The following is a 6,391-nucleotide window of genomic DNA, read 5'->3' as shown; positions in this document are numbered from 1 at the left end:
CCCTCCCAAGTAGACTCCTAAGAACATCATATCAAATGTCCTCTTTTTTTACTGTCTACCTGTAGGGGATAATACCATACCATCTTGAGATATGCCTCTTTCATATTTAAATCGGCTTCAACCTGTGATAGATAAATACACATCCACCTAAGCCTGCTAAAACTAACAAGAACATAGGCCAATATGATTTTTCATCATTGGATGAACTTTCCTTTTTATCTTCAAAGGATTGAGTAGAAAATGCCATTTTTTCCTTATTAGGATCTTTTAATTGAAAAGTCTCTAACACTTCTCCCTCTTCAGTTTTTATCGTAAGGGTTCCATCTTCGCTCACTTCTGTCTGAACTTCGTGATCTTTCGGTCGGGTGTAATAAAGATTTTGGGACACCTTAAAGGTTTCCCCTTGTGAATAAAATTCGGTATTTTTCTCAATCACTGAAGTTTGAAATTGATTAAAACCATAATCCAATAATTCTAGTGTATCGGTATAGGAAATGTCATTATATGGGGCATTTAAGGTTACTGCAATTAGTTCAATATGATCCCGTTTTGCTGTTGTTACAAGCGTGAAGCCTGATTCATTTACAAAACCATTTTTGCCACCAGTAACCCCTTCATAAGGGAACTCACCTTTTAAGATCCGATGGTGAGTATAAATAGTCGTATCCCATGATTTACTATGCCATTCATATTCAGACATCTGGAAAAAACGCTGAAATGTCTCATTCTTTAAAGCATATTGAGTAATTAATGACATATCATAAGCCGTTGTATAATGTTCAGAATCAAATAAACCGTGTGGGTTGGTAAAATGCGTATTTTTAACACCAACTTTGTCCTCTAAAAATTTATTTAACTCTTCTGCAAATTTTTCTATTGAACCATGTATGTGCTCTGCTATTGCAACACCTGCATCATTACCAGAATTCATTAACAAACCAATGATTAATTGTTCTAAAGAAACTTCCTCACCAGGTTCTAGGTAAACCCTAGTACCTTCAACATTTCGTGCATTTTCACTAATCGTAACTGCGTCATTTAGATTTCCTTTTTCAATTGCATAAATTGCGGTAGCAATTTTTGTTATACTAGCTGGATACATTTTTTCATATGCATTTCTTTCATATAATATTTTTCCTGTTTTCGCATCTATTAAAATAGCTGATTCACTTTGTATATTTAAAGAAGGTTCTTCTTCTGCTAGTGTCGTTTCTTGAAATAAAAGCAATGCAATAATACATGTAAAATAAACAATTTTTTTCATAATATTCTCCCTATTAGAAATCCATTTCTTTTTACTATAAATTCTACTATATTACCTCTATTTTTTCTTTTAAAAATATTTTTCATTTCTATTTCAAAAAAATATGATGGTATTTTTTACTTAGGTATAAAAATAAACATTGCATCACATTTTATAAACATGAAAAAGAAAATATTATCTATCACTGTCGCAATGACTTTATTTACAATCGGCGGAGTTACTCCAACAATAGCTGCAGATGTATATTATGTACAACGTGGTGATTCCTTATGGAAAATTGCTCAAAAGTACCAAATTGGTCTTTCTGAAATTATCCAAGCCAACCCTCAGTTTAAAAATCCCAATTTGATATATCCTGGTCAAAAAGTTTACATTCCTAACATCGATGCAATCAAATCTATTGAAAATGAAGTCATCCGCTTAACAAATATCGAGCGATCTAAAAATGGACTTCCACCTTTAAAAGCAGACTGGGAATTATCCAGAGTAGCACGATATAAATCGATGGATATGAGGGATAAAAATTATTTTTCTCACACAAGTCCAACATACGGATCACCATTTACTATGATTAAAAATTTTGGAATTCATTATACTGCAGCAGCCGAAAATATTGCAGCTGGCCAACAAACTGCTGCTTCTGTTGTACAAAGCTGGATGAATAGTCCAGGTCATCGAGCAAATATTTTAAATGCCAATTATAACTATATTGGAGTAGGTTATGCGAAAGGAGGCAGTTACGGAGTTTACTGGACGCAAATGTTTATTAAAAGGTAATACTTGTTAATAAAAAGGACTATTTTAGCCGTAACCTTGAAAAAAGTAGGACCCAAGTATGCTGGTTTATATCCACATTCTTGGGTTTTATAATTTTAAAAAATTTCACTCTAAAATGGACTTTTATAAGCAGTCCCTTCCAATATGAAATAATGACAAAGATCTATTCAGAATATAGTCTATATTTTTTATCGAAATAAGTTTTCATACCTGAAACTAATAAATTAATTGTGAATAATGAAAATCCAATAAAACCTACTGTGGCAAACGGAATCCATCGAGCACCAAATATATCATGAAGCAAAGTAGAAAACATGGTCGGCCACGCATTAGAAGTATTTAAAGCTAAATAGCTTCCTCCTAGCTGAGACACAAATTCGTGAGTAATATATATCCCAACAAGTCCTAATTGAGCGATAATAAATAACACTCGGCCAATATCATTTGTAAAATGAATTAAAATTTGTGGCAATAATGGTGGCCAATAATATTTCCTAAACAACGTAGTCTTTGTACATCCTGTTGTAATCCCCGCCTCAACAAAGGATTTTTTAGATATTTCTTCTAAATTTTGAAAGATTGAATCCGCAACCCTTCCAACTTCTACAAAAGCAATAATCACTATCATCCATATGGGTCTTGATTCCGAAAAAACAATCACTGGGATTCCGATAAACAATGCAATAAAAAAGATCGGGGGCATAAAGGAAAACATTTGATTAACTCCTGTAAGAATATAGCGAATAAATTTGTTGTAAAAACTAAAAACACCTAAAGGAATGGCAATCAAATATCTTATTATAACGATCGTCAAAACTATCAAAAATGTTTCCTTCGCTCCTATAACTAATCTACTTAAAACATCCACTCCATTGTTATCTGATCCTAAAATATACCCTTTCATAGGAGGAAAGGGAGGAATCATTATTCCTTCATCCGTTTTTATCATACTAGTCCGTGTCAGTTCTTTATCAACAAAAGGAAAATATTGTCCCAAAAATATAATCATGATTATAAAAAATAAAAAAATGAGTCCAAATATCAATGAATAATTTTTTTTCATTGTCTACCCTCCATCTCTGATGGACTCAAGTATGCTTTAAAAAGTTTACTAATAAGATTAGAAAGGAAGATAACAACGGTAAAGAAAGTAGCATAAACAAACGTTGCTACAAAGTTAATACTAAAATTTGCACTGGTTGGATGAAATGATGTTGCAGGGGCAATAGCCTCAAAAAACTTCATACCAGCTCCACGAAAATCTGTAAGTCTTTCAACTATAAACAAATTAGATAACACATACAATGTTATCGTGTTCGTATGGGTCAATATTTTCCCCCAACAATTTTTTAAAACATGAATATAGAGGATTCTCATTTCTTTCGTACCTTTTGCCATTGCTGTTCTAATATAATCCATTCTTTCTTCATCTTTTAAACTCATATATGTAACATTCGATATGTAAAATAATGGATAAATTATTAAAAATAAAATGCAAACTATGTAATTATCTATCTTATCACTGCCATATATATCAACATGGAAAAATAGACCGTGATCATAGAGAATTAATAAAGATAACTGAATAAATATAATTACAAATATATCCGGAATAGAGAGAAAAATCCAAGTAGTTCCTTTTCCAAGAAACCAAGATTTTTTCCTTTCAGACTTATAATCATAGATCCCTTTTGCAATACCTAAAAAAAATGCAAGTAATAATGAAGGAAGGACAATAATCATGCTTTTCTGAATGGTATTTGTCACTGTTTCCATAAATGGTTGACCAGATACTAGTTCTGGCAACTCCTCTACTTGAGAAAGATAGCGAAAAAACTCTAAAATATTATCCATATGTTGTTCAAACGAATAATGATATTCAGCAGATAAAAACATTCCTCCTTCCCCAGTAGTCATTGTTACATCTCTTGGCATAAAAATGATAAATAAAAATAAAAGGGAGACAATCATAAATAGAATGAGCTGTTTAATAATTACCTGTATGTATTTCATAGTACTTTTATCCTCCTCATGATTTTTCTATAATACTATTGAATTAAAATTTTTTCAATTTTATATATAATACAATTTTTCTGAATTATTATTTTATACTCTTCTTATAGCTACCTATGTAATTTAAATAAATAAAAAACTTAATCAAAACTCGTTAAAAATTCTGGAAAGACTTCCTAATTCAATTCCTTAAAAATGCAAAAAAATCCGGATAAGCTTACTGTCCAAACGTTAATTTCAAATTTAACAAATGAAAACAGTAATTATCCGAATTTTTACTCGTAATCCTATTTTATTTTTACTTTTTCGATACCGTCATGATTACGTGATCACCACTTGTTACTTCCGATCCTTCTTGTTTATCTGTAGTAGTCATTTGATCACTATTTGTAATAATAATCGGTGTCACTATGCTACGTGCTTTTTCTTTCACCAATTCAAGATCATATGTGACCAATAAATCTCCAGTTTTTACCTTCTTTCCTTCCTGGATATGGGTCGTAAATCCTTCTCCATTCATATTCACTGTATCTAATCCAATATGAATTAATATTTCCGCACCATTTTTTGCTTTAATTCCAATTGCATGTTTCGTTGGGAACACTTGAATAATTTCTCCATCTACAGGGCTTGTTACTTTTCCTTCAGAAGGTGTGATCGCTACTCCGTCCCCCATCATTTTTTGAGAAAAAACAGGATCTGGAACTTCTTCTAATGGAATCACCTTTCCAGTAAGAGGAGCTATGATTGAAACAGTGATAGGAGCATCTTCTTTTTTCCCAAAAAGTTTTCTTAACATTGTTAAGTCCCCTTTCAAAAATAAATCCATTATTAATAGTATACTATAGGAATATTTATCCTACACCTCTTCAGATAAAAAAACAAGATTTGGACTAAAAAAGCAGAATTTGATCTTTTTTACTTATCTTTACTATTTAATAAGTCTAAACACTATTTAATATAAAACATCTTTTTATTGCTACAGGTGAAAATAGGAAGGTTTATTTACCTTCCTCCAAAAATTTTAATAGTTCTTCACTTTCCTTCTTTCTATTTTTTCTATGTAATGCTCGTTTTTCACCAGTTTCATTCAGCCATCTTTCCCGTTCTGTTTCTGGTATTACTTTTGGTACAGGTGTAGGTTTTCCATTTTCATCCAGAGCTACGAAAGTTAAAAAGGAAAAGGCAGCAATGGATTTTTCCCCAGTTAACAAATGTTCTGCAGTTACTTTAACTAATACTTCCATCGAACTTCTTCCAGTCCAAGTAACCATTGCTTCTAATGTGACAGCATCTCCAACAACTATTGGCTTTACAAAATCAACTGAGTCAATAGAGGCAGTAACAACGGGATTTTGACATAACTTAATAGCAGAAATAGATGCAATATCATCTATGTATGATAATAGTATCCCCCCAAAAAGTGTCCCATGAGAATTTGTATGTTGAGGAAATACATGACTAGTTTTTATTGCGATTGTTTCTTTCATTGGCACTTCTTTTCTTATATTCAATAGAATCACCTCATAAATATACGTATGTGCACAATCTTCACTCTTATTTTACCATTTTTATCATAGGTTAAAAAAAATAATAAATGATAAGACTTTTCCTTCAATTCAAAATTTTGTATAATTAAATGAGAGTAAAATTTTGGAGATGAGGGAAATGTTAAAAAAGATATTTGTGTTATTATTATTAACGTTTTCCACATTTTTAGAAGGATGTAACATGTTTATTGATAAGGATAATCCTTCAAAAACGGATTTATCGATTCGATACGTTCCTTTAAATGACGAGAAGAATGATCTCATATCTAGAACGGGTATTTATCAAATGTTTTCGTTTGAAATAGACGGTACATTAAAGCAATCAGATAATCTGTTAATTGAAATGGAAGAATATCGTTATGGCAAGAAAACTGAACAATCAGGATCACTTCTTAATAGTAATCAAACCTATTTTGATCAAGATCTTTTATCTGTTTCATTCGATCACAATTTTACGTCTGATCAAAGTAAAATTGCCGTAAGTTTATTAGATGGACAGATTGAACAAAAGATTGATTTGTTAGGAAATGATGCAAATGATCAAAATGGCATAGTAACAGGTAAGCTTGTCGGTAATGAATTTATTAAATTAGAGAAAAACAAACCAACTTATATTTGTTATGAAGCTATTTCAAATAGGACTCTTAGTGTAAGTGAAAAAGGCGAATTAAAAGGACATGAAAATCTTCCGCAAGTGATCGTTTTTAAAGTTCAAATTACCGATCATGTAGATTAAATTGGCATCCTTGGTACAAAACTATTGTCAATTCCTATAAAAAATAAAAGA

7 protein-coding genes are annotated in these 6,391 nt (G+C 31.2%); 2 read left to right on the top strand and 5 right to left on the bottom strand.

Annotation, left to right across the window (positions count from 1 at the left end):
* Window positions 1-106: 106 nt before the first annotated feature.
* Complete coding sequence (locus AC3ASS_RS08115; RefSeq protein ID WP_488283019.1) at window positions 107-1,264, bottom strand: D-alanyl-D-alanine carboxypeptidase family protein; 1,158 nt, start codon at window positions 1,262-1,264, stop codon at window positions 107-109.
* Between the two features lie 159 nt (window positions 1,265-1,423).
* On the opposite strand from AC3ASS_RS08115, the gene safA reads away from it, so the two are divergent.
* Entirely contained in the window at window positions 1,424-2,041 is a 618-nt protein-coding gene (gene safA, locus AC3ASS_RS08110; protein ID WP_488283018.1) for a SafA/ExsA family spore coat assembly protein, read from the top strand.
* A 163-nt stretch (window positions 2,042-2,204) separates the two neighbouring features.
* On the opposite strand, the gene AC3ASS_RS08105 is transcribed toward safA, so the two are convergent.
* The 4 genes from AC3ASS_RS08105 to AC3ASS_RS08090 all read right to left on the bottom strand — a co-directional run bounded on the left by AC3ASS_RS08105 (window position 2,205) and on the right by AC3ASS_RS08090 (window position 5,544).
* Entirely contained in the window at window positions 2,205-3,104 is a 900-nt protein-coding gene (locus tag AC3ASS_RS08105; protein WP_488283017.1) for an ABC transporter permease subunit, read from the bottom strand.
* Window positions 3,101-4,054, bottom strand: a complete 954-nt coding sequence (locus AC3ASS_RS08100) for an ABC transporter permease family protein (protein WP_488283016.1) — start codon at window positions 4,052-4,054, stop codon at window positions 3,101-3,103. The genes AC3ASS_RS08105 and AC3ASS_RS08100 overlap by 4 nt, the downstream gene beginning before the upstream one ends.
* Window positions 4,055-4,352: 298 nt before the next feature.
* Window positions 4,353-4,853 (bottom strand): PTS sugar transporter subunit IIA, encoded by a 501-nt coding sequence (locus AC3ASS_RS08095; protein WP_488283015.1) that lies wholly within the window; start codon window positions 4,851-4,853, stop codon window positions 4,353-4,355.
* 202 nt (window positions 4,854-5,055) lie between these two features.
* The gene (locus AC3ASS_RS08090) at window positions 5,056-5,544 is read right to left on the bottom strand and encodes an acyl-CoA thioesterase (RefSeq protein WP_488283020.1); all 489 of its coding nucleotides are present in this window, start codon (window positions 5,542-5,544) and stop codon (window positions 5,056-5,058) included.
* 178 nt (window positions 5,545-5,722) lie between these two features.
* On the opposite strand from AC3ASS_RS08090, the gene AC3ASS_RS08085 reads away from it, so the two are divergent.
* Window positions 5,723-6,340, top strand: coding sequence for a hypothetical protein (locus AC3ASS_RS08085; protein WP_488283014.1), 618 nt, complete (start codon window positions 5,723-5,725; stop codon window positions 6,338-6,340).
* Window positions 6,341-6,391 lie beyond the last annotated feature (51 nt).

The organism is Bacillus sp. JST-5 (assembly GCF_057747715.1).
This window is presented reverse-complemented; position numbering and strand designations above follow the sequence as displayed.